Origin of the sequence: Streptomyces pactum (genome assembly GCF_002005225.1) — a bacterium.
GTDB lineage: Bacteria > Actinomycetota > Actinomycetes > Streptomycetales > Streptomycetaceae > Streptomyces > Streptomyces pactum_A.
In genome coordinates this window covers 6,469,758-6,491,351 of the sequence record NZ_CP019724.1, presented here as the reverse complement: position 1 = coordinate 6,491,351, position 21,594 = coordinate 6,469,758, and the positions used below count along the sequence as shown (strand labels likewise).

The window sequence follows — 21,594 nt, the reverse complement described above, 5'->3', positions numbered from 1 at the left end:
CATAACGGCGCCCGGGTGCGGACTCGGAAAACGGAGAACGGCGGCGCCCGATGGGCGTCGCCGTTTCCGTGCAGTGGTGCGGGGTGTGCTCAGACGTTGAACCCGAGCGCGCGCAACTGCTCGCGGCCGTCGTCCGTGATCTTGTCCGGGCCCCACGGCGGCATCCAGACCCAGTTGATGCGCAGCTCGTTGACGATGCCGTCCGTGGCGGACTTGGCCTGGTCCTCGATCACGTCCGTCAGCGGACAGGCCGCCGACGTCAGGGTCATGTCGATGGTCGCGATGTTCGCGTCGTCGATGTGGACGCCGTAGATCAGGCCCAGGTTGACGACGTCGATGCCCAGCTCGGGGTCCACGACGTCCAGCAGCGCCTCGCGGACCTCCTCTTCCGAGGCCGGCTTCATTTCCACGGTCTCGCTCATGCCGTCGTCTCCTTCTCGGCGTCGGCGCCGTCCAGTGCCTGGGCCGTCGCGTCCTTCCAGGCCATCCAGCTCAGCAGGGCGCACTTGACCCGGGCCGGGTACTTCGAGACCCCGGCGAACGCGACCGCGTCCTCCAGGATCTCCTCCATCGCGTCGTCCGGCTCGATCCTGCCCTTGGACTGCATCAGCTCCAGGAAGGTCTCCTGGATCCGCTGCGCCTGGGCGAGGTCCTTGCCGACCAGCAGGTCGTTCAGCACCGAGGCGCTCGCCTGGCTGATCGAGCAGCCCTGGCCCTCGTAACTGACGTCGCTGATCGTCGTGCCGTCGTACTTCACGCGCAGCGTGATCTCGTCGCCGCATGTCGGATTGACGTGGTGCACCTCGGCGTCGCCGTCCCTCAGACCACGCCCGTGCGGGTTCTTGTAGTGGTCCAGGATGACTTCCTGGTACATGGAGTCCAGCTTCATGCTCGTCGCTCGTCCCGTCAGCCGAAGAAGTTCCGTACGTGCTCCAAGCCGTCGACCAGCGCGTCGATCTCGGCCGGCGTGGAGTACAGATAGAACGACGCTCGCGTGGTCGCAGGAATTCCGTAGCGCAGGCAGACGGGGCGGGCGCAGTGGTGGCCGACCCGGACCGCTATGCCCTGCTCGTCGAGGACCTGGCCCACGTCGTGCGGGTGGATGTCGCCGAGCGCGAAGCTGATCGCCGCGCCGCGCTCCTCGGCCGTCGTCGGGCCGATGATGCGCAGGTCGGGCACCTCCAGCAGCCGCTTCACCGCGTACTCGGTGAGCGCGTGCTCGTGGGCCAGGACCTTGTCCATGCCGATCGAGTTGAGGTAGTCGATCGCCGCGCCCAGACCGACCGCCTGCGCGACCGGAGGCGTGCCGGCCTCGAACTTGTGGGGCGCCGGTGCGTAGGTCGAGGAGTGCATCGAGACCGTCTCGATCATCTCGCCGCCGCCGAGGAACGGCGGGAGGTCCTCCAGCAGCTCCTGGCGGCCCCACAGGACGCCGATGCCCGTCGGGCCGCACATCTTGTGGCCGGTGAAGGCCACGAAGTCGGCCTGGAGGGCCTGTACGTCCATCGGCATGTGCGGCGCGGCCTGGGAGGCGTCGATGCAGACGAGCGCACCGACCTCCTGAGCACGGCGCACGATCGCCTCGACCGGGTTGTGGGTGCCCAGGATGTTGGAGACCAGCACGAAGGAGACGATCTTCGTCTTCTCCGTGATGACCTCCTCGATGTTCGAGAGGTCCAGGCGGCCGTCGTCCGTGAGGCCGAACCAGCGGAGCTTCGCACCGGTGCGCTGCGCGAGCAACTGCCACGGCACGATGTTGGAGTGGTGCTCCATCTCCGTGATGACGATCTCGGTGTCGGCGTCCACACGGTAGGGGTCGTCGGCCCAGCCCAGCATGTTCGCGACGAGGTTGAGGGACTCCGAGGCGTTCTTGGTGAAGATCACCTCGTCGCGGGAGGGCGCGTTGATGAACTCCGCGACCTTGTCCCGCGCGCCCTCGTACAGTGCCGTGGCCTCCTCGGCGAGGACGTGCACGCCACGGTGGACGTTGGCGTTGTAGCGCTCGTAGTACTCGCTGAGCGCGTCCAGCACCTGGCGCGGCTTCTGCGAGGTCGCCGCGTTGTCCAGGTAGACGAGCTTCCGGCCGTCGTGGACCTGACGGTCCAGGATGGGGAAGTCCTTGCGGATCGCCTCGGTGTCGAGGAGGCCCGGCAACTGTGTCACTCGGATGCGCCGCCCTTCGTGTATGCCTCGTAGCCCTCGGCCTCCAGCTTGTCGGCCAGCTCGGGGCCGCCCGACTCGGCGATGCGGCCGTTCGCGAAGACGTGGACGTGGTCGGGCTTGATGTAGCGCAGGATGCGCGTGTAGTGGGTGATCAGCAGCGTGCCGACCTGCCCCGACTCGTGGACGCGGTTGACGCCCTCGGAGACGACGCGCAGGGCGTCGACGTCGAGGCCCGAGTCGGTCTCGTCGAGGATCGCGATCTTCGGCTTGAGCAGCTCGAGCTGGAGGATCTCGTGGCGCTTCTTCTCACCGCCGGAGAAGCCCTCGTTGACGTTGCGCTCGGCGAAGGCGGGGTCCATGTTGAGGCGCTCCATGGTCTCCTTGACCTCCTTCACCCAGTGCCGCAGCTTGGGGGCCTCGCCGCGGACGGCGGTGGCGGAGGTGCGCAGGAAGTTGGAGACCGAGACGCCGGGGACCTCGACCGGGTACTGCATCGCCAGGAAGAGGCCGGCGCGGGCGCGCTCGTCGACGGACATCTCCAGGACGTCCTCGCCGTCCAGGGTGACGGTGCCGCCGGTGATCGTGTACTTGGGGTGACCCGCAAGGGAGTAGGCGAGGGTCGACTTGCCGGAGCCGTTGGGGCCCATGATGGCGTGCGTCTCGCCCTGCTTCACGGTGAGATCGACGCCCTTGAGGATCTCCTTCGTGGCGTTGTCGGCCTCGACGGTGACGTGCAGGTCTCGGATTTCAAGCGTTGCCATGGGTGCCTCAGGACTCCTGGGTGAGGGAGACGAGCACGTCGTCCCCTTCGATCTTTACGGGGTATACGGGGACGGGGCGCGTCGCCGGAAGACTGTCGGGCTTGCCGGAACGGAGGTCGAAGCGCGAGCCGTGCAGCCAGCACTCGATGTGGCAGTCGTCGACCTCGCCCTCGGCGAGGGAGACGTTGGCGTGCGAGCAGATGTCGTGGATCGCGAACAGCTCGCCCTCGGTCCGCACGACGGAGATCGGCGTGCCGTCGAGTTCCACCCGCTTCGGGGTGTCCTCCTCCAGCTCGTCCGCTCCACAGACGCGTACGAAGGTCATGCGACCGACGCCTCCAGCTCCTCGTCGATCTTGGCGAGCAGACGCTCCTCGATGTCCGCGACGCCGATCTGCTGGACCAGCTCGGCGAAGAAGCCGCGGACCACCAGGCGGCGGGCGTCGATCTCGGGGATGCCGCGCGCCATCAGGTAGAAGAGCTGCTCGTCGTCGAAGCGGCCGGTGGCGGAGGCGTGACCGGCGCCGACGATCTCACCGGTCTCGATCTCCAGGTTCGGCACGGAGTCGACCCGCGCGCCGTCCGTGAGGACGAGGTTGCGGTTCATCTCGTAGGTGTCGGTGCCCTCGGCCTTGGCCTCGATGAGCACGTCGCCGATCCAGACCGCGTGCGCGTCGTCGCCCTGCAGCGCGCCCTTGTAGACGACGTTGGACTTGCAGTGCGGGACGTTGTGGTCGACCAGGAGGCGGTGCTCCTGGTGCTGGCCCTGGTCGGTGAAGTACAGACCGAACAGCTCGGCCTCGCCGCCGGGTCCGGCGTAGGCGACGCGCGGGTGCAGCCGGACGAGGTCGCCGCCGAAGGTGACCACGAACGACTTGAAGCCGGCGTCCCGGCCGATCAGCGCGTTGTGCTGGCCGACGTGCACCGCCTTGTCGTCCCAGTCCTGGACGGAGACGACGGTCAGCTTGGCGCCGTCGCCCAGGACGTAGTCGACGTTGGCGGCGAGCACCGCGTCACCGGTGTGGTCGATGACGACCACGGCCTCGGCGAAGGCACCCAGCTCGACGACCTGGTGGGCGTAGGCGGTGCCGCCCTCGCCGTGCACGGCGATGCGGATCGGCTCGGTGAGGACCGTCTCCTTGGGGACGGTGATCACACCCGCCTTCTCGAACGCCGAGTAGGCCTGGGCGGCGACCCGGTCCACCGGGGTGCCCGCCCTGCCGATGCGCGCGTCACCGCGGCCGACGGTCTCGACGACGACGCCCTCGGGCGCGTCGATGTCGACCTTCACGCCGTCGCCGGTGGCGACCGCGGTGCCGTCGTGCAGCCCCCGCAGCCGCTCCAGCGGCGTGAACCGCCACTCCTCCTCGCGGCCGTGGGGGACCGGGAAGTCCGCCACGTCGAAGGACGCGGGTGCGCTCATGCGCGTGGCGACGGTCGACTCGGCGGCCACCGCGATCTGGCCCGCGGTGGTGGACCCCACGGGGATGTTCTGAGCCTCAGCCATGGCTGTCGGTCTGCTCTCTTCCTACGTCAGAAATCTGGCGACTGCTTCGGGCGGCGGGTCTTAACCGACCGCGCCTTCCATCTGCAGCTCGATCAGCCGGTTGAGCTCGAGGGCGTACTCCATCGGCAGCTCCTTGGCGATCGGCTCGACGAAGCCGCGCACGATCATCGCCATCGCCTCGAACTCGCTCAGACCGCGGCTCATCAGGTAGAAGAGCTGGTCCTCGGAGACCTTGGAGACGGTCGCCTCGTGGCCCATGGACACGTCGTCCTCTCGGACGTCCACGTACGGGTACGTGTCGGAGCGGGAGATCGTGTCGACGAGCAGCGCGTCGCAGAGCACGTTCGACTTGGAGCCGTGGGCGCCCTCGCCGATCTCGACGAGACCGCGGTAGGACGTACGGCCGCCGCCGCGCGCCACGGACTTCGAGACGATGTTGGAGGAGGTGTTCGGCGCCATGTGGACCATCTTGGAGCCGGCGTCCTGGTGCTGGCCCTCGCCCGCGAAGGCGATGGACAGGGTCTCGCCCTTGGCGTGCTCGCCCATCAGGTAGACGGCCGGGTACTTCATCGTCACCTTGGAGCCGATGTTGCCGTCGATCCACTCCATGGTCGCGCCCTCGTAGGCCACGGCGCGCTTGGTGACCAGGTTGTAGACGTTGTTCGACCAGTTCTGGATGGTCGTGTAGCGGCAGCGGGCGTTCTTCTTGACGATGATCTCGACGACCGCGGAGTGCAGCGAGTCCGACTTGTAGATCGGGGCGGTGCAGCCCTCGACGTAGTGCACGTAGGCGCCCTCGTCGACGATGATCAGGGTCCGCTCGAACTGGCCCATGTTCTCCGTGTTGATACGGAAGTAGGCCTGGAGCGGGATCTCGACGTGCACGCCCTTCGGCACGTAGATGAAGGAGCCGCCGGACCACACCGCGCTGTTCAGCGACGCGAACTTGTTGTCACCGACGGGGATGACGGTCCCGAAGTACTCCTTGAAGAGCTCCGGGTGCTCCTTCAGCGCCGTGTCGGTGTCCAGGAAGATGACGCCCTGCTCCTCCAGGTCCTCACGGATCTGGTGGTAGACGACCTCCGACTCGTACTGGGCCGCGACACCGGCGACGAGGCGCTGCTTCTCCGCCTCGGGGATGCCGAGCTTGTCGTACGTGTTCTTGATGTCCTCGGGCAGGTCCTCCCAGGACTCCGCCTGCTTCTCCGTGGAGCGCACGAAGTACTTGATGTTGTCGAAGTCGATGCCCGACAGGTCCGAGCCCCAGTTCGGCATGGGCTTCTTCTCGAAGAGGCGCAGGCCCTTGAGGCGGAGCTTGGTCATCCACTCCGGCTCGTTCTTCTTCGCGGAGATGTCGCGGACGACGTCCTCGTTGATGCCGCGCTTGGCAGAGGCGCCGGCCGTGTCGGAGTCGGCCCAGCCGTATTCGTACTTGCCCAGGCCCTCGAGCTCAGGGTGAGCAGTCTCCGTGGGGAGAGTCATGCGGGGTTCCTCCCGGCCGTGCTTGCGGATGCGTTAGCGGTGTTCGTGGGCGCCTGCGCCGTGGGCGGCGCGTGCGAAGTCTTCGGAATGAACGTGGTGCAGACCCCGTCGCCGTGCGCGATGGTCGCGAGCCGCTGTACATGCGTACCGAGCAGCTCGGCGAAAAATTCCGTCTCCGCCTCGCACAGTTGCGGAAACTGCTCTGCGACGTGGGCGACCGGGCAGTGGTGCTGGCAGAGCTGCTCGCCCTGCTGGGGGTGGGGTGCGCTCCGCGCGGTAGCAGCGTACCCGTCCGCGCTGAGGGCTTTGGCCAGTGCTTCTGTGCGCTTGTCGGGGGCGGCGGACTCGACCGCCTTGCGGTACGCGCCCGCCTGGGCGGCGATCCGGGCGCGGGCGAAAGCGGCGATCGCCTGCTCCCCGCCCTCCTGCCGGCCGATCCAGCGCAGGGCGTCCGCGGCCAGTTGGTCGTACGACTGGTCGAAGGCGTCCCGGCCGCAGTCGGTGAGCGCGAAGACCTTGGCGGGCCGCCCGCGCGTGCGCGTGCCGTAGACCCGCTGCTCACGGGCTTCGACCACGTCGTCGGCGACCAGCGCGTCGAGGTGGCGCCGGACGGCGGCCTGGGTGAGGCCCAGACGCCCGGCGAGCTCGGCGACGGTCGACGGCCCGTGGTCCAGGATGGAGCGCGCGACACGGTTGCGGGTGGACCGCTCACCGGTCGCGAGTTCCTCCTGCGGAGCCTCGCCAACGTTTTTCACAACGCCATTGTTGCGTAATTCCTCCGGGGCGGGCAAGCCGGGTCCGGATCTTCGCACGGTGCCCTGCGTCACTTAGGTTTACCTAATCTGACCTGCGAAAACGATCTTTGATCGATCAATCCGGTGGCGTCCCGGGCAAGCCTGCGGGACACTCCCCGGCATGCCCACACCGCCTCCCACCGGCCCACTCGTCACCCGCGGGACCATCGCCGCCGGGCTGCGCGAGCTGGGTGTGCGGTCCGACGACACCCTCCTCGTGCACTCCTCCCTCAGCTCCCTCGGCTGGGTCTGCGGAGGCCCCGTCGCGGTCGTCCAGGGGCTGCTCGACGCGCTCGGCCCGGACGGCACCCTGGTGGTCCCCACCCAGACCGGCGACCTCTCCGACCCGGCCCTGTGGCGGAGCCCGCCGGTGCCCGAGGAGTGGTGGGACACCGTCCGCGCCGCGATGCCCGCCTACGACCCGCTGATCACGCCCTCACGCGGGGTCGGGGTGGTCCCCGAGACCGTGCGCACCTGGCCGGGCGCCCTGCGCAGCGCCCACCCGCAGACGTCCTTCGCGGCCCTCGGCGCACGCGCCGCCGAGGTGGTCGCCGGCCACGCGCCCGACTGCCGGCTGGGCGAGCGCAGTCCCCTGGCGGTCCTGGAACGGCTGGCGGCGCGGGTGCTGCTGCTCGGCGCGGGCTTCGAGGCCTGCACGGCCTTCCACCTCGCCGAGTACCGGATCCCGTCCCCGCTGGTGGAGGTGGGCCGTCCGGGTGCGGTGGGCTGGGAGCGGGTGACCGAGGTGTCGATCACCTCGGACCGGTTCGACGAGCTGGGCCAGGACTTCGAACGGGACCGGCCCGTCGTGCGGGGCCGGGTCGGCGCCGCCGTCACGCGGCTGTTCCCGCTGGCGGACGCGGTCGCCTACGCGGAGCGGTGGCTGCCGGTGCACCGGCCCCGCGAGTGACGGTGCGGGTGCCCAGGGTCCCTGAGTAGCGGCGCGAGCGGAGGACCGTGGCCGGGCCGTACGCCGTTCGCGTGACCGGTCCCGTGAACGACCGCGCACGGACCCGCGGGACCCGCACGGCCTCCGCAAAGCACCGCCCGGGTGCCGAACCCGCGCGGGCGGGCCCGGGAGCGCCGTACGCCGTCCCCGTGACCGCCCGCGCGGGGGCGGTCCGGCGGTCCCGCTCGGGCGGTCACCGGCGGGAGCGGTCCCGCGCGCCACACACCCGCGGAAGCGGTCCCGCACGCCACACACCCGCGGAAGCCGTCCCGCACGCCACACACCCGCGGAAGCCGTCCCGCACGCCACACACCCGCGGAAACCGTCCCGCACGCCACACACCCGCGGAAGCCGTCCCGCACGCCACACACCCGCGGAAGCCGTCCCGCACGCCACACACCCGCGGAAGCCGTCCCGCGCGCCGTACGCCGGCCCCGTACGCGACGACCGCCCGCCCCTGCCGTGCGCCCCGTACCGCCACCCCCGCGGAGGAGTTCCCGCACCCCCGCGCCCGGGCCCCGGCCCGCGTACCTAGACTCGTGACCCATGCGAAGCGAGCCCGTGGTCCAGGTCCAGGCCCTGGTGAAGCGGTACGGCACGAAGACCGCGGTGGACGGCCTCGACCTGGCGGCCCGGGCGGGTGTCACCGCCGTGCTCGGCCCCAACGGGGCGGGCAAGACGACCACGGTCGAGACCTGCGAGGGGTACCGCACCCCGGACTCCGGCACGGTGCGCGTGCTGGGCCTCGACCCGGTGGGGCAGGGCTCCGAGCTGCGGACCCGGATCGGCGTGATGCTCCAGTCCGGCGGCGTCTACTCCGGCGCCCGCGCGGACGAGATGCTGCGCCACGTGGCGAGACTGCACGCCCACCCGCTGGACGTCGACGCGCTGATCGAGCGGCTGGGACTCGGTTCGTGCGGCCGGACGACGTACCGCAGGCTCTCCGGCGGCCAGCAGCAGCGCCTCGCCCTCGCGATGGCCGTGGTCGGCCGTCCCGAGCTGGTGTTCCTGGACGAGCCGACCGCCGGCCTGGACCCGCAGGCCCGCCGCGCCACCTGGGACCTGGTCCGGGATCTGCGCACCGACGGCGTGTCCGTCATCCTCACCACCCACCACATGGACGAGGCCGAGCAGCTCGCCGACGACGTCGCCATCATCGACGCCGGACGGGTCATCGCGCAGGGCTCCCCCGAGGAGCTGTGCCGCGGTGGCGCCGAGAACACCCTGCGGTTCTCCGGCCGGCCGGGACTGGACGTCGCCTCCCTGCTCAAGGCGCTGCCCGCGGACTCCGCGGCCGCCGAGCCGACCCCGGGCTCCTACCGCGTCGACGGCAAGGTCGACCCGCAGCTACTCGCGACGGTGACCTCCTGGTGCGCCCAGCACGGCGTGCTGCCGGACCGCATCTCGGTGGAACGGCACACCCTGGAGGACGTTTTTTTGGAGCTGACCGGCAGGGAGCTGCGCTCATGACGACGACCACCGGCACGTACACGCCGAAGCCCGGTGCCGCGCCGCTCGGCCGCATGATCGCGGCCCAGGCGGCGCTGGAGACGAAGATGCTGCTGCGCAACGGCGAGCAGCTCCTGCTGACGGTGATCATCCCGACGCTGCTGCTCGTCCTGTTCAGCACCGTGGACATCATCGACACCGGCGCCGGGGAGGCCGTCGACTTCCTCGCCCCCGGCGTTCTCGCGCTCGCCGTGCTGTCGACGGCGTTCACCGGACAGGCCATCGCCACCGGCTTCGAACGCCGGTACGGGGTGCTGAAGCGGCTGGCCGCCTCGCCGCTGCCGCGCTGGGGACTGATGACCGCCAAGACGGTGTCCGTGCTGGTCACCGAGGTGTTCCAGATCGTCCTGCTGACCGTGATCGCCTTCGCGCTGGGCTGGTCTCCGCACGGCAACCCGTTCGCCGCGCTGCTGCTCCTGGTCCTCGGTACGGCCGCCTTCTCGGGGCTCGGGCTGCTCATGGCGGGCACGTTGAGGGCGGAGGCCACACTCGCCGCCGCCAACCTGGTCTTCCTGCTGCTGCTCGTGGGCGGCGGAGTGATCGTGCCGCTGGACGAGTTCCCGGACGCGGCGCAGAGCGTGCTGGGGCTGCTGCCGGTCTCCGCGCTGTCGGACGGGCTGCGGGACGTGCTCCAGCACGGGGCCGGGATGCCCTGGGGCGAGATGGGGATCCTCGCCGTGTGGGCGGTCGCGGGGCTCGCGGCGGCCGGGAAGTTCTTCCGCTGGGAGTAGCCGCGCGGGCCCGGACCGGACCCTCGTGAAAGCGTGCACAAGCGGGCGCCTACGATGGACGGCGTGCCAAACGTGACCCGTGCCGACGCCGCAGCCGCCGTGCGCAACCCGCTCGCCTTCATCGCCGCGCGCTGGACCCCGGACCCCCGGACGGTTCAGCGGGCGGCCCTCGTCGCGCTCGCCATGTCGGTGGTCATCGTGATCACCGGTGGCGCGGTGCGCCTGACCGGCTCGGGCCTCGGCTGCCCGACCTGGCCCAAGTGCACCGACGACTCGCTGACCACCACCAGCGAGATGGGCTTCCACGGCGTCATCGAGTTCGGCAACCGCTTGCTGACCTACGTGCTGTGCGCCGCGGTCGGCTGGGCGATCATCGCCGCGCGGTCTCAGAAGCCGTACCGGCGCAGCCTGACGCGGCTGGGCTGGGCGCAGTTCTGGATCGTGATGGGCAACGCGATCCTCGGCGGCATCGTGGTCCTCGTCGGCCTCAACCCGTACACCGTCGCGGCGCACTTCCTGCTGTCGACCGCGCTGATCGCGGTCGCGACCGTGATGTGGCAGCGCACCCGGGAGGGCGACACGGCGCCGCGCCCCCTGGTCGGCAGGTCCGTCCAGCAGCTCGTGTGGGTGATGATCGCCGTCTCCGCACTGCTGATCGCGGTGGGCACGGTGGTCACCGGCGCGGGCCCGCACGCGGGCGACTCCAGCGAGGTCGAACGGATGCCGATCGACTGGGAGACGGTGAGCAAGGCGCACGCCGTCCTGGCGTGGGTCGTCGTGACACTGGCCTTCGCCCTGTGGTTCGTACTGAAGGCCGTCGACGCGCCGGGTGGTCCCCTGGCGCGCACCCGCGACCTGTTCCTGGTGCTGCTCGCCCAGGGCGTCATCGGCTACGTCCAGTACTTCACCGACCTCCCCGAGGTCCTGGTCGGGCTGCACATGTTCGGCTCGTGCCTGGTGTGGATCGCGACGCTGAGGGTGTTCCTGGCGCTGCGCGAGCGGCCGGAGGAGACGGCGCCCGCGCTGCCGGCCCAGGAGTACGAGTCCACTGGCGTGGCGACGGCCGGCCCCCGGTAGCTCCGGGCAGGCACCACGGCACCGGGCCCGGCCCGGGTCGCTCAGCGCAGTCCGTAGACCCGCCCCGCGTTCCCCGCCGCGATCATCCCCGCCACCCGCCGCGCGTCCCCCTGGGACCACGCCCCCTCGGCCACCCAGGTGCCCAGCACCCGGCCCAGGGCCTCGCGGAACAGGCGGGCGGCGACCACGTGCAGCTCGGGCAGGCCCTGGGCCCCGCTGGAGAACAGGATCTTGCCGAAGGGGGCCAGCACAAGGATCTCCGCGAGGACCGTCGCGGCCCGGGCGCCGGCTCGCACCAGGGCGGCGCCCGAGTCGGCGTAGACGTGCGGGAAGACGCCGGCGAGGTGGGCGGCGTGGCGGTGGTACGGGTAGCCGTGCAGCAGGACCAGGTCGGTACCCAGCCCGGCGGTGGCCCGCACGAAGTCGGTCAGCAGGACCGGGTCGGTGTGGTCGATGCGCAGGCCCGGCTCGCCGAGCCCCGCGTGCAGTTGGAGCGGCAGCCCCGAGGCGAGGGCGATCCACAGCAGGTGCCGCAGGAGGACCGGGTCGCTCAGCTCGCCCCCGACCTCGCGTCCCGTCAGCCAGCGGGCGGCGGCTCCGCGTACCTCGCCCGGGCCGGGCGGCTCCGGTGCGAGCGCCGAACCGTGCCGTACGCCGGCGACGGAGGTGAAGGCCACGGCGTTCGCGGCGGCGCCGTGTACGGCCTCCGCGAGGTTGGCGAGGAAGGACTCGACGGTGCCGGAGGTGTCGGCGACCTGCTCGGCCAGCAGTTCCAGGCGCACGATCTCGTGGGCGTCGGCGGCCGCGGCGGATGCCATCTCCTCGGGTCCGGTGAGATCGCCGGGCAGCCCGGTGTCGACCAGGTAGGTCGTGATGCCGCTGCCGCGCAGCAGCCGGCGGTCGGACTCGAGGACGCCGAGTTCGCGGCGACGGGCCAGGTAGCGGGCGGGCGGGCAGTGCGGTTCCAGGCCGAGCAGGGGCGGGCACCAGCGGCGTACCGCGAAGCCGGTCTGGGTGTCGAAGAGGGTGGTGCCCGGTGCGGGCGGGCCCTCGGTGCGGACCAACTGGGCCTCGAATGTACCGAGGCCCAGCTCCTTTCTCAGGACGCCGTGGCAGTACTGATCCACCAGGGACGGCGTTTCGATCATCCGGACTCCCCGTGCTGGGACCGTGCGCCTCGCGGCTTCCTACGGTCCTAACGGGTGAACTCCGCCTCAGGTGTTGCTCGGGCCGCCCACCTGGATGCCCGCCATGCGCGACCACTCGTAGGGGCCGGTCTCCACCTTGGCCGCGAACTCGCCGTCGAATTCCTCGTGGACGGTGATCCCGGACCTCTCCACCGCCTGCTGAGCGGTCGCGTAGGAGCGCGCCACCAGGTCGCCCCAGGCGCCGTCCTCGCCCACCAGCACGATCCGGGCGCCGCGCTCGCCGAGGTAGGCCACCTGGGCCTCGGCGCCGCCGTGCGCCTTGGAGAAGGCGTCGATCCGCCCGGTCAGCCGGGTCAGCCGGTACTCGGCCCACCGCTCGGCCCACCCGGCCTTCGTGTCAACCTGCTGCGTGTCTGCCATGACCAGGATGCTACCGACGGGTAGATCAAACGGCGACGGGCGGGGTACGTGGCCTTGACCACCCCCCGCCCGCCCCGGAGGCACTCAGCGCAGGAAGGGATCCACCGCGATCGCCAGGAACAGCACCGACACATAGGTGATCGACCAGTGGAAGAGCCGCATCTCCTTGAGCTTGCCGCCCGTCACCTCGGCCTTGGCGCGGTTCTGCAGCCCGTGCGCCTCCCACAGCCACATGCCGCCGGCCGCCAGGGCGACCGCCGTGTAGAACCAGCCGGTGTAGCCCAGCGGCTGCAGCAGCAGCGACACCACGACCATCACCCAGCTGTAGATGACGATCTGCCGGGCGACGACCTTGTTGGAGGCGATGACCGGGAGCATCGGCACGCCGACGCGCGCGTAGTCCTCCTTGACCTTCATGGACAGCGGCCAGTAGTGCGGCGGCGTCCAGAAGAACATGACGCCGAAGAGGATGACCGGCGCCCAGGACATCGAGTTGGTCACGGCCGACCAGCCGATGAGCACCGGCAGACAGCCGGCGATGCCGCCCCAGACGATGTTCTGCGAGGTGCGGCGCTTGAGGATCATCGTGTAGACGACGACGTAGAAGAGGAGTGCGCCGAGCGAGAGCCAGGCCGACAGCCAGTTGACGGTGAAGCCGAACAGCAGCGTCGAGACGACGGCCAGGGCGATGCCGAAGACGAGGCATTCGGCCGGACTGACCATGCCGGTCACCAGCGGTCGCTGCGAGGTCCGGTCCATCAGCGCGTCGATGTCGCGGTCGATGTACATGTTCAGCGCGTTGGCGCCGCCGGCCGACAGGTAACCGCCGACGCAGGTCAGCAGCACCAGCGTCAGGTCCGGCACACCCTGCTCGGCGAGGAACATCACCGGAACGGTGGTGATCAGCAGAAGCTCGATGATCCGCGGCTTGGTCAGCGCCACGAACGCCTTGACACGGGCCCCGAACGGCCGGTGACTCGGGCTCTGGCTCGTCCCGATATCCCCCATTGCCTTAAGGGCATGGGAGGTACCCCCACCCGCAGGACGGGATTCAACGGCCGTCACGCACACCCCTGACAGAGACATCCCAGCGAGCCCTCCCTGTGAAGTGGCGGTAAAGGCTCGCGCGTACCACGCCACTTTAGACGTTGCCCGTACCTCGGCCTTCGCGGGGGTGGGCTCGTGTTGAAGGGGGTGCTCCGACGTGCGTTCGGGCAGTCGATTGAGCGGTCAGATGAGCGGCTCCGTATTCACTTGCCGAATGCGGTTTCACCCAGTCGGCAGGCGGATCGTGAAGAGTCCCGGCACTCTGGTTTCCAGCGGAAAAACGCACGTACTCACGGGGGTAGGCTCAACAACGGCCGGCCGACTCACGGACGCGCCGGCAGCCGGTGGGCGCCCACGTGCACCGGCATCCGACATGTGGAGAGGAGCCCTGACTCAGGGTGAGCACCAAGCCGACCACCACAGACCTCGAGTGGACCGAACTGGACCAGCGGGCCGTGGACACCGCCCGCGTCCTGGCCGCCGATGCCGTACAGAAGGTTGGCAACGGCCATCCGGGTACGGCGATGAGCCTGGCGCCCGCCGCCTACACCCTCTTCCAGAAGGTGATGCGGCACGACCCCGCCGACGCGGACTGGGTCGGGCGCGACCGCTTCGTGCTGTCCGCCGGCCACTCTTCCCTGACCCTCTACACCCAGCTCTACCTGGCCGGCTTCGGCCTGGAGCTGGCGGACCTGGAGTCCTTCCGGACGTGGGGTTCCAAGACCCCCGGCCACCCGGAGTACGGGCACACCACGGGCGTGGAGACGACGACCGGCCCGCTGGGCCAGGGTGTCGCCAACGCGGTGGGCATGGCGATGGCCGCCCGCTACGAGCGCGGTCTGTTCGACCCCGAGGCCGCCGAGGGCGAGTCCCCGTTCGACCACTTCATCTACTGCATCGCCGGTGACGGCTGCCTCCAGGAGGGCATCTCCGCCGAGGCCTCCTCCCTCGCGGGCCACCAGAAGCTCGGCAACCTGGTCCTGCTGTGGGACGACAACCACATCTCGATCGAGGGCGACACCGAGACCGCCGTCTCCGAGGACACCTGCAAGCGCTACGAGGCGTACGGCTGGCACGTGCAGCGCGTCGCCCCGAAGCCGGACGGCGACCTGGACCCGAACGCGCTCTACGACGCGGTCGAGGCGGCGAAGAAGGTCACCGACCGGCCGTCCTTCATCGCCATGCGCTCCATCATCGCCTGGCCCGCCCCGAACGCCCAGAACACCGAGGCCGCGCACGGCTCGGCCCTCGGCGACGACGAGGTCGCGGCGACCAAGCGGGTCCTGGGCTTCGACCCGGAGAAGACCTTCGAGGTCTCCGACGAGGTCATCGGCCACACCCGCAAGGCGCTGGAGAAGGGCCAGGCGGCCCGCGCCGTGTGGGAGAAGGCCTTCCAGCAGTGGCGGGACAACAACCCGGAGCGCGCCGCCGAGTACGACCGCGTCGCCAGGGGCGAGCTCCCGGTGGGCTGGGAGGAGAAGATCCCGGTCTTCGAGACGGGCAAGGGTGTCGCCACCCGCGCCGCGTCCGGCAAGGTGCTCCAGGCGCTCGGCGCGGTCGTCCCGGAGCTGTGGGGCGGCTCGGCCGACCTGGCCGGCTCGAACAACACGACGATCGACAAGACGTCGTCCTTCCTCCCGGCGGACAACCCGCTGCCCGAGGCGGACCCGTACGGCCGCACGATTCACTTCGGCATCCGCGAGCACGCGATGGCCGCCGAGATGAACGGCATCGCGCTGCACGGCAACACCCGCGTCTACGGCGGAACGTTCCTGGTCTTCTCCGACTACATGCGCAACGCCGTGCGGCTGTCGGCGCTGATGCACCTGCCGGTGACGTACGTGTGGACGCACGACTCCATCGGTCTGGGCGAGGACGGCCCGACCCACCAGCCCGTCGAGCACCTCGCCGCGCTGCGTGCCATCCCGGGTCTGAACGTGGTCCGCCCGGCGGACGCCAACGAGACCGCGATCGCCTGGCGCGAGATCCTGCGGCGCTGGACGAAGGAGTTCGGCAAGGGCCAGCCGCACGGCCTCGCCCTCACCCGCCAGGGCGTGCCGACGTACGAGGCCAACGAGGACGCGGTCAAGGGCGGCTACGTCCTGTTCGAGGCGGAAGGGCCCGAAGGGCAGAGCACCGAGGCCGAGGTCGTCCTCATCGCCACCGGTTCCGAGGTGCACGTCGCCGTTGAGGCACGCGAGCAGCTCCAGGCCGACGGTGTGCCGACCCGAGTGGTGTCCATGCCGTGCGTGGAGTGGTTCGAGCAGCAGGACCAGGGGTACCGGGACAGCGTCCTGCCCCCGTCCGTGAAGGCCCGTGTCGCGGTCGAGGCCGGGATCGGTCTCACCTGGCACAAGTACGTCGGGGACGCCGGCCGCATCGTTTCCCTGGAGCACTTCGGTGCTTCGGCCGACGGCAAGGTGCTCTTCCGCGAGTTCGGCTTCACCGCCGAGAACGTCGCATCCGCCGCGCGGGAATCGATCGCCGCGGCCCAGCGCTGACGCCCGTACACGACACGTAGGAGATGCATTTTCCATGACAGACGCACTCAAGCGCCTCTCCGATGAAGGCGTGGCGATCTGGCTGGACGACCTGTCGCGCAAGCGGATCACGTCCGGCAATCTCGCCGAGCTGATCGACCAGCAGCACGTCGTGGGCGTCACCACCAACCCGTCGATCTTCCAGAAGGCGATCTCCCAGGGCGACGGCTACGACCAGCAGCTCTCCGACCTCGCCTTCCGCAAGGTCACGGTCGAAGAGGCCATCCGCATGATCACCACGGCGGACGTCCGCGACGCCGCCGACATCCTGCGCCCCGTCTTCGACGCCACCGGCGGCAAGGACGGCCGGGTCTCCATCGAGGTCGACCCGCGCCTGGCGCACAACACCAAGGCGACGGTCGCCGAGGCCAAGCAGCTCGCCTGGCTGGTGGACCGGCCCAACACGCTCATCAAGATCCCGGCGACGGAGGCCGGTATCCCGGCGATCGCCGAGACCATCGGCCTGGGCATCAGCGTCAACGTCACGCTGATCTTCTCGCTGGAGCGCTACCGACTGGTCATGGACGCCTTCCTGACCGGCCTGGAGAAGGCCAGGGAGCGCGGTCTGGACCTCTCGCAGATCCACTCCGTGGCGTCCTTCTTCGTGTCCCGCGTGGACACCGAGATCGACAAGCGGATCGACGCGCTCGGCACCGACGAGGCCAAGGCCCTGCGCGGCAAGGCCGCCGTCGCCAACGCCCGCCTCGCCTACCAGGCGTACGAGGAGGTCTTCTCCTCCGACCGCTGGAACGCCCTGGAGAAGGCCGGCGCCAACAAGCAGCGTCCGCTGTGGGCCTCCACCGGTGTGAAGGACAAGGCGTACAGCGACACCATGTACGTCACCGACCTGGTCGCACCCAACACGGTGAACACCATGCCGGAGGCGACGCTGTTCGCCACCGAGGACCACGGCGAGATCACCGGCAACACCGTCGCCGGCACCTACGAGCAGGCCCGCGCCGACCTCGACGCGGTCGAGAAGCTCGGGATCGGCTACGACGAGGTGGTCCGGTTGCTGGAGAAGGAGGGCGTCGACAAGTTCGAGGACTCCTGGACCGACCTGCTGAAGTCGACCGAGGCGGAGCTGAAGCGCCTCGCCCCCTCGGAGGGCTAAGACATTGTCGAGCAGCAATCCGCTGCGTGACCCCGCAGACCGACGGCTCCCGCGTATCGCGGGGCCGTCGGGTCTGGTCATTTTCGGCGTCACCGGCGATCTGTCCCGCAAGAAGCTCATGCCCGCCGTGTACGACCTCGCCAACCGGGGTCTGCTGCCGCCGGGCTTCTCGCTCGTCGGTTTCGCCCGCCGCGACTGGGAGCACGAGGACTTCGCCCAGGTCGTGCACGACGCCGTCAAGGAGCACTCGCGGACGCCGTTTCGCGAGGAGGTCTGGCAGCAGCTCAGCCAGGGCATGCGCTTCGTCCAGGGCACCTTCGACGACGACGAGGCGTTCGAGCGGCTGCGCGGCACCATCGACGAGCTGGACAAGGCGCAGGGCACGGGCGGCAACTTCGCCTTCTACCTGTCGGTGCCGCCCAAGTCCTTCCCCGTGGTCATCCAGCAGCTCAAGAAGCACCGGCTCGCCGACCAGTCGAGCGGCTCCTGGCGCCGCGCGGTGATCGAGAAGCCCTTCGGCCACGACCTGAAGTCGGCCGAGGAGCTCAACGCGATCGTCCACGAGGTATTCGCCCCGGACCAGGTCTTCCGCATCGACCACTACCTGGGCAAGGAGACCGTCCAGAACATCCTGGCGCTCCGTTTCGCCAACACGATGTTCGAGCCGATCTGGAACCGGTCCTACGTGGACCACATCCAGATCACGATGGCCGAGGACATCGGCATCGGCGGCCGGGCCGGCTACTACGACGGCATCGGCGCCGCCCGTGACGTCATCCAGAACCACCTCCTCCAACTGCTCGCGCTGACCGCGATGGAGGAGCCCGCCTCCTTCGACGCGGACGCGCTGGCCGCGGAGAAGACCAAGGTGCTCGGCGCGGTCCGCCTCCCCAAGGACCTGGGCCGGGACACCGTGCACGCCCAGTACACGGCCGGGTGGCAGGGCGGCGCGAAGGCCGTCGGCTACCTCGAAGAGGACGGCATCGACCCGAAGTCGAAGACCGACACCTACGCCGCGATCAAGGTCGGCATCGACAACCGCCGCTGGGCGGGCGTCCCCTTCTACCTGCGCACCGGCAAGCGCCTGGGCCGCCGGGTCACCGAGATCGCGGTCGTCTTCCAGCGCGCCCCGCACTCCCCCTTCGACTCCACGGCCACCGAGGAACTCGGCTCGAACGCGATCGTCGTCCGCGTCCAGCCCGACGAGGGCGTCACCGTCCGCTTCGGCTCCAAGGTGCCGGGCACGTCGATGGAGATCCGGGACGTGTCCATGGACTTCGCGTACGGCGAGTCCTTCACGGAGTCCAGCCCGGAGGCGTACGAGCGCCTCATCCTGGACGTGCTGCTCGGCGACGCCAACCTCTTCCCGCGCACCGAGGAGGTCGAGCTGTCCTGGAAGATCCTCGACCCGATCGAGCAGTACTGGGACGAGCACGGCACCCCGGCCCAGTACCCGGCCGGCACCTGGGGACCCGTCGAGGCGGACCACATGCTCGAGCGAGACGGACGGAGCTGGCGCCGGCCATGAAGACAGACCTCACGGACACCACGGCCAGCAAGATCAACAAAGCGTTGGTGCTGGGGCGGCGGGCGATTGGCACGCCGGCCATCGGCATGGTGCTCACGCTGGTCATCGTCACCGACGAGGAGAACGCCTACGACGCGCTGAAGGCCGCGAGCGACGCCGCGCACGAGCACCCCTCACGCACGCTCGTCGTCATCAAGCGCGTCTCGCGCTCGCCCCGGGACCGCACGAAGTCCCGGCTGGACGCCGAGGTGCGGCTCGGCGCCGACGCGGGCACCGGCGAGACGATCGTGCTGCGGCTGTACGGCGACGTCGTCGACCACGCGCAGTCGGTGGTCCTGCCGCTGCTGCTGCCGGACGCGCCGGTCGTGGTGTGGTGGCCGGTGAACGCGCCGCTGGACCCGGCCAAGGACCCGCTGGGCGCGCTGGCCCAGCGCCGGGTCACCGACACCTACGCCTGCGAGGAACCGGTACGGGAGCTGGCCGCCCGCGCCGACGCCTACGCCCCCGGCGACACCGACCTGTCCTGGACCCGCATCACGCCCTGGCGTTCGATGCTGGCGGCGGCCCTGGACCAGGTCGACTGCCGGGTGCAGGCGGTCGAGGTGGAGGGCGAGGAGTACAACCCGAGCTGTGAGCTGCTCGCGATGTGGCTCGCGGACCGGCTGGACGTACCGGTGCAGCGCTCGGTGTCGAACGGTCCGGGTCTGACGGCGGTCCGGATGGACACCGACTGCGGCCCGGTCGTGCTGGACCGGGCCGACGGCTCGCTGGCGAACCTGTCCATCCAGGGCCAGCCGTCCCGCGCGGTGGCGCTCAAGCGCCGCGAGACGGCCGAGCTGATCGCGGAGGAACTGCGCCGCCTGGACCCGGACGACACCTATGCCTCGGCGCTGCGGTACGGGGTCAACAGGCTGAACTCGCCGGACACCCCCGGCAAAGGGGACTCCGGCGACGGTGCCGTCGCGGTCGCCGCTCCCGTCGAGACGGCTGCGAAAGCTCCCGCGGAGGACGCGGCGCGGGAGAAGACACCGGTGAAGAAGGCGGCGAAGTGAGCACTCCCCAACTGGTCGTGCACCGCGACAAGGAGCTGATGGCCGAGGCCGCGGCGGCCCGGCTGATCACGAAGATCGTGGACGCGCAGGCCTCCCGGGGCAGCGCTTCCGTGGTCCTCACCGGCGGACGCAACGGCAACGGCCTGCTCGCGGCGCTCGCCGGGTCCCCGGCCCGGGACGCGATCGACTGGGCCCGCCTGGACCTGTGGTGGGGCGACGAGCGCTTCCTGCCGGAGGGCGACCCCGAGCGCAACGTCACCCAGGCCCGCGAGGCGCTGCTCGACTCGGTGCCGCTGGACCCGAAGCGGGTGCACGCGATGCCGGCGTCGGACGGCCCGCACGGCTCGGACGTGGAGGCTGCCGCGGCTGCCTACGCGCAGGAACTGGCCGAGGCGTCGGCCCCCGAGAACCACGCCGCGGTGCCGTCCTTCGACGTGCTGCTGCTGGGCGTCGGCCCGGACACGCACGTGGCCTCGCTCTTCCCGGAGCACCCGGGCGTACGGGAGACGGAGCGTACGGTGATCGGCGTCCACGGCGCCCCCAAGCCGCCGCCCACCCGCGTCTCCCTTACCCTGCCCGCGATCCGCACGGCCCGTGAGGTGTGGCTGCTCGCGGCGGGCGAGGACAAGGCGAACGCGGTCGCGATGGCCCTCTCCGGCACGGGCGAGATCCAGGCCCCGGCGGCGGGCGCGCAGGGCCGGGCCCGGACCCTGTGGCTGCTGGACACGGCGGCGGCGTCGCGATTGCCGAGGTCGCTGTATCCGCCCGCATCGGCATAGTTCCCGCCCGCGTCGGAACAGTCCGGCCCGTCCGGCGTTCGGGGACGAGGCCGGGTCAGGGCCGACGCGGAGGTCCGGGGGCGGCAGCTCCAGGCAACGGGAGCGGGAAGGGGCGGCGAGGGCGAAAACCCTCCCTGCCCCGTCCACCCGTCACTTCACCGACCCCGCCATGACCCCCTGCACGAAGTGCCGCTGGAACGCGAAGAAGACCACCACCGGCACGACGAGCGAGAGGAACGCCCCGGGCGCCAGCACGTCGATGTTGCTGCCGAACTGCCGGATCTGCGACTGGAGCTCCACCGTCAACGGCTGCGACGAACTGTCCGCGAACAGCAGCGCCACCAGCATGTCGTTCCACACCCACAGGAACTGGAAGATGGCGAGGCTGGCGAGGGCCGGCTTCCCCACCGGCAGCACCAGCCGCGTGAAGATCCGCCACTCGTTGCCGCCGTCCATCCGCGCGGCCTCCAGCATCTCCTTGGGCATCTCGGCGAAGTAGTTCCGCAGCAGGAACACCGCGAACGGCAGTCCGTACGCCACGTGGAAGAGCACCACACCGGGGATGGTCCCGAACAGTCCGAGCTGCCCGAAGAGCTTCGCGACCGGCAGCAGCCCGATCTGCACGGGCACCACCAGCAGCGCCACGACCAGCAGGAAGACCGCCTCGCGCCCCGGGAAGTCCAGCCACGCGAAGGCGTATCCGGCCAGCGCCCCGACGACCACGACGAGCACGGTCGTCGGCACGGAGATCAGCACCGTGTTCCAGAAGGCCTGGGTGATGCCCGAGTTACCCAGCAGCGCCGAGTAGTTGTCGAGGGAGAGTTGCCCGGGGCTGGCGAGCGCGGTCCACCAGCCGCCCTCGGCCGTGTCCTCGGCGGACCGCAGCGAGGACAGGAACAGCCCGGCCAGCGGTGTCATCCACACCAGGCCGACGAGTACGAGGAAGGCCTGGACGATCCCGTTGCCCAGGTAGCGCCGCACGGCGTTCATCGCT

21 protein-coding genes are annotated in these 21,594 nt (G+C 70.3%); 9 read left to right on the top strand and 12 right to left on the bottom strand.

The window, feature by feature from the left end:
- Positions 1 to 89: 89 nt before the first annotated feature.
- Genes B1H29_RS27810 through B1H29_RS27775 form a run of 8 tightly spaced genes read right to left on the bottom strand, consistent with a single transcriptional unit; the run spans position 90 to position 6,667 of the window.
- Positions 90 to 422 (bottom strand): metal-sulfur cluster assembly factor, encoded by a 333-nt coding sequence (locus tag B1H29_RS27810; protein WP_055416328.1) that lies wholly within the window; start codon positions 420 to 422, stop codon positions 90 to 92.
- Positions 419 to 889 carry a Fe-S cluster assembly sulfur transfer protein SufU gene (sufU, locus tag B1H29_RS27805; protein WP_055416329.1) on the bottom strand — a complete coding sequence of 157 codons (471 nt, stop codon included), beginning with the start codon at positions 887 to 889 and terminating at the stop codon, positions 419 to 421. The genes B1H29_RS27810 and sufU overlap by 4 nt, the downstream gene beginning before the upstream one ends.
- Before the next feature lie 17 nt (positions 890 to 906).
- Positions 907 to 2,163, bottom strand: a complete 1,257-nt coding sequence (locus B1H29_RS27800) for a cysteine desulfurase (protein WP_055416330.1) — start codon at positions 2,161 to 2,163, stop codon at positions 907 to 909.
- Positions 2,160 to 2,924 carry a Fe-S cluster assembly ATPase SufC gene (gene sufC / locus B1H29_RS27795; protein WP_055416331.1) on the bottom strand — a complete coding sequence of 255 codons (765 nt, stop codon included), beginning with the start codon at positions 2,922 to 2,924 and terminating at the stop codon, positions 2,160 to 2,162. The genes B1H29_RS27800 and sufC overlap by 4 nt, the downstream gene beginning before the upstream one ends.
- Before the next feature lie 7 nt (positions 2,925 to 2,931).
- Positions 2,932 to 3,249 (bottom strand): non-heme iron oxygenase ferredoxin subunit, encoded by a 318-nt coding sequence (locus tag B1H29_RS27790; protein WP_003976896.1) that lies wholly within the window; start codon positions 3,247 to 3,249, stop codon positions 2,932 to 2,934.
- Positions 3,246 to 4,430, bottom strand: a complete 1,185-nt coding sequence (gene sufD / locus B1H29_RS27785) for a Fe-S cluster assembly protein SufD (RefSeq protein WP_055416332.1) — start codon at positions 4,428 to 4,430, stop codon at positions 3,246 to 3,248. Before sufD ends, B1H29_RS27790 begins: the two co-directional genes overlap by 4 nt.
- A gap of 60 nt (positions 4,431 to 4,490) precedes the next feature.
- Positions 4,491 to 5,912, bottom strand: a complete 1,422-nt coding sequence (sufB, locus tag B1H29_RS27780) for a Fe-S cluster assembly protein SufB (protein WP_003976894.1) — start codon at positions 5,910 to 5,912, stop codon at positions 4,491 to 4,493.
- On the bottom strand, positions 5,909 to 6,667 hold the full coding sequence (locus B1H29_RS27775; protein WP_055416333.1) for a helix-turn-helix transcriptional regulator: 759 nt from the start codon (positions 6,665 to 6,667) through the stop codon (positions 5,909 to 5,911). Before B1H29_RS27775 ends, sufB begins: the two co-directional genes overlap by 4 nt.
- Positions 6,668 to 6,827: 160 nt before the next feature.
- Between B1H29_RS27775 and B1H29_RS27770 the strand changes: the two genes are divergently transcribed.
- From B1H29_RS27770 to B1H29_RS27755, 4 genes are all read left to right on the top strand, one after another.
- Positions 6,828 to 7,616 (top strand): aminoglycoside N(3)-acetyltransferase, encoded by a 789-nt coding sequence (locus B1H29_RS27770; protein WP_055416334.1) that lies wholly within the window; start codon positions 6,828 to 6,830, stop codon positions 7,614 to 7,616.
- Between the two features lie 585 nt (positions 7,617 to 8,201).
- Complete coding sequence (locus B1H29_RS27765) at positions 8,202 to 9,125, top strand: ABC transporter ATP-binding protein (RefSeq protein ID WP_079160507.1); 924 nt, start codon at positions 8,202 to 8,204, stop codon at positions 9,123 to 9,125.
- On the top strand, positions 9,122 to 9,895 hold the full coding sequence (locus B1H29_RS27760) for an ABC transporter permease (RefSeq protein ID WP_055416336.1): 774 nt from the start codon (positions 9,122 to 9,124) through the stop codon (positions 9,893 to 9,895). The genes B1H29_RS27765 and B1H29_RS27760 overlap by 4 nt, the downstream gene beginning before the upstream one ends.
- A gap of 54 nt (positions 9,896 to 9,949) precedes the next feature.
- The gene (locus B1H29_RS27755) at positions 9,950 to 10,972 is read left to right on the top strand and encodes a COX15/CtaA family protein (RefSeq protein WP_055416337.1); all 1,023 of its coding nucleotides are present in this window, start codon (positions 9,950 to 9,952) and stop codon (positions 10,970 to 10,972) included.
- A 41-nt stretch (positions 10,973 to 11,013) separates the two neighbouring features.
- Here B1H29_RS27755 and B1H29_RS27750 read toward each other — a convergent pair whose 3' ends face one another.
- The 3 genes from B1H29_RS27750 to B1H29_RS27740 all read right to left on the bottom strand — a co-directional run bounded on the left by B1H29_RS27750 (position 11,014) and on the right by B1H29_RS27740 (position 13,611).
- The gene (locus B1H29_RS27750) at positions 11,014 to 12,120 is read right to left on the bottom strand and encodes an amidohydrolase family protein (protein ID WP_055416338.1); all 1,107 of its coding nucleotides are present in this window, start codon (positions 12,118 to 12,120) and stop codon (positions 11,014 to 11,016) included.
- Between the two features lie 66 nt (positions 12,121 to 12,186).
- Complete coding sequence (locus tag B1H29_RS27745) at positions 12,187 to 12,540, bottom strand: hypothetical protein (RefSeq protein WP_055416339.1); 354 nt, start codon at positions 12,538 to 12,540, stop codon at positions 12,187 to 12,189.
- Between the two features lie 84 nt (positions 12,541 to 12,624).
- Positions 12,625 to 13,611 (bottom strand): heme o synthase, encoded by a 987-nt coding sequence (locus tag B1H29_RS27740; RefSeq protein WP_167392620.1) that lies wholly within the window; start codon positions 13,609 to 13,611, stop codon positions 12,625 to 12,627.
- A 374-nt stretch (positions 13,612 to 13,985) separates the two neighbouring features.
- Between B1H29_RS27740 and tkt the strand changes: the two genes are divergently transcribed.
- From tkt to pgl, 5 genes are read left to right on the top strand one after another with little or no spacing between them, the layout of a single operon-like run.
- Positions 13,986 to 16,088 carry a transketolase gene (gene tkt, locus B1H29_RS27730; protein WP_055416341.1) on the top strand — a complete coding sequence of 701 codons (2,103 nt, stop codon included), beginning with the start codon at positions 13,986 to 13,988 and terminating at the stop codon, positions 16,086 to 16,088.
- A 34-nt stretch (positions 16,089 to 16,122) separates the two neighbouring features.
- Positions 16,123 to 17,241 (top strand): transaldolase, encoded by a 1,119-nt coding sequence (tal, locus tag B1H29_RS27725; protein WP_055416342.1) that lies wholly within the window; start codon positions 16,123 to 16,125, stop codon positions 17,239 to 17,241.
- 4 nt (positions 17,242 to 17,245) lie between these two features.
- On the top strand, positions 17,246 to 18,769 hold the full coding sequence (zwf, locus tag B1H29_RS27720) for a glucose-6-phosphate dehydrogenase (RefSeq protein ID WP_055416343.1): 1,524 nt from the start codon (positions 17,246 to 17,248) through the stop codon (positions 18,767 to 18,769).
- The gene (opcA, locus tag B1H29_RS27715) at positions 18,766 to 19,821 is read left to right on the top strand and encodes a glucose-6-phosphate dehydrogenase assembly protein OpcA (RefSeq protein WP_055416344.1); all 1,056 of its coding nucleotides are present in this window, start codon (positions 18,766 to 18,768) and stop codon (positions 19,819 to 19,821) included. Before zwf ends, opcA begins: the two co-directional genes overlap by 4 nt.
- Positions 19,818 to 20,600 (top strand): 6-phosphogluconolactonase, encoded by a 783-nt coding sequence (gene pgl / locus B1H29_RS27710; protein WP_055416345.1) that lies wholly within the window; start codon positions 19,818 to 19,820, stop codon positions 20,598 to 20,600. Before opcA ends, pgl begins: the two co-directional genes overlap by 4 nt.
- A 150-nt stretch (positions 20,601 to 20,750) precedes the next feature.
- Here pgl and B1H29_RS27705 read toward each other — a convergent pair whose 3' ends face one another.
- Positions 20,751 to 21,590, bottom strand: coding sequence for a carbohydrate ABC transporter permease (locus B1H29_RS27705; RefSeq protein WP_055416346.1), 840 nt, complete (start codon positions 21,588 to 21,590; stop codon positions 20,751 to 20,753).
- Positions 21,591 to 21,594 lie beyond the last annotated feature (4 nt).